At 68.2% G+C, this 1,376-nt stretch carries 1 protein-coding gene; it reads right to left on the minus strand.

Annotated features, from left to right (window positions below; translation table 11 throughout):
- The coding region (locus CAG11_RS32965) for an amino acid adenylation domain-containing protein (RefSeq protein ID WP_143494899.1) at positions 1–1,376 on the minus strand (1,376 nt) is incomplete at both ends.

Consider the following 1,376-nt stretch of genomic DNA (forward strand, 5'->3'; position numbering starts at 1 on the left):
CCCAGGTAGTCCACCACCCCATCGGGGCGGCCACGGGTCAGGTCGCCACTGCGGTACACCCGGCTGCCCGGCGCGCCGAACGGATCGGGCACGAAGCGTTCGGCCGTCAGAGCCGGACGCTCCAGGTAACCCCGGGCCACGCCTTCGCCGCCCAGGTACAACTCACCCGCCACACCGATCGGTTGCAGGTTCAACTCGGCGTCCAGCACATAACCGCTGCGGTTGCCCAGCAGCGTGCCGATCGGGGCGTAGGCCGCACCGCATGGATCGTCCTTGCTCGCCTTCCACAGCAGCGGCGTGACCACGGTTTCGGTGGGGCCATAGCCGTTGAACAGGTAGGTCGGACGCAGTGCCCGCCAGGCCAGGTCGTAGCTGGCCTGGGCCACCGCATCACCACCGAAGCAGTACACCCGCACTGCCGGGGGATTACCGTCGCGCTCGGCGTGCTCGGCCAGCTGCTGCAGGTACACCGGTGGGAACACCCCCACGGTCACGCCGTGGCGATGCATCTGGGCGTAGGTCTGCTCCGGCAGCCACAGGTTGTCGTCGCGGATCAGCACCCGCGCACCATTGATCAGCGGGTGCATCCAGCCTTCATGGGAGCCGTCGAAGGCGAACGACATGAAGTGCAGCTCGCAATCGGCCGCGGTCATTTCGTAGCGCTCGCCGGTGGCGATGATGTGCGCCACCAGCGGCCCGTGGGACACCGCCACGCCCTTGGGCAGGCCGGTGGAACCGGAGGTGTAGATCACATACGCCAGGTTGTCACCGTCCAGCGTCACGTGCGGGGCGCTGTCGTCGTCACCACTCCACTGCTCGGTACGGTCCACCGCCAGGCTCTCCAGGCCTTCCGGCAGGGGCAGGCGCTGTTGCACCACCGAGTGGGTCAGCAGCAGTTGCGCGCGGCTGTCCTGCATCATGTACAGCAGGCGGTCCTCGGGGTATTCCACGTCCAGCGGCACGTACACGCCACCGGATTTCAGCACCGCCAGGAACGCCACCATGATCTCGGCGCTGCGCGGCATGGCGATCGCCACCCGCACTTCCGGGCCCACGCCACGGGCGATCAGGGCCCGGGCCAGGCGGTTGGCGCTGCGCTCCAGCTCGCCGTAGGTCAGCTGTTGCTCACCGAAGATCACCGCCACCGCCTCGGGAGTTTCCCGGGCACGGTCGGCCACCAGCTCGTGCACCAGGCGCGTGGCCGGGAAGCCAGAATCGGTCCGATCCCAGAGCTGGATGATCTGCCGCTGCTCCGCTTCGTCCAGCAGGTTCAACTGGCCGATGGCTTGCTGCTGGTCGGCGACCATCGCCTGCAGCAGGTTCTGCCAGTGGCGGGCCATGCGCTCGATGGTCGAGGCCTCGAACAGGTCGGTGGC

Source organism: Pseudomonas sp. B6(2017), from assembly GCF_002112765.1.
Taxonomy (GTDB): domain Bacteria; phylum Pseudomonadota; class Gammaproteobacteria; order Pseudomonadales; family Pseudomonadaceae; genus Aquipseudomonas; species Aquipseudomonas piscis.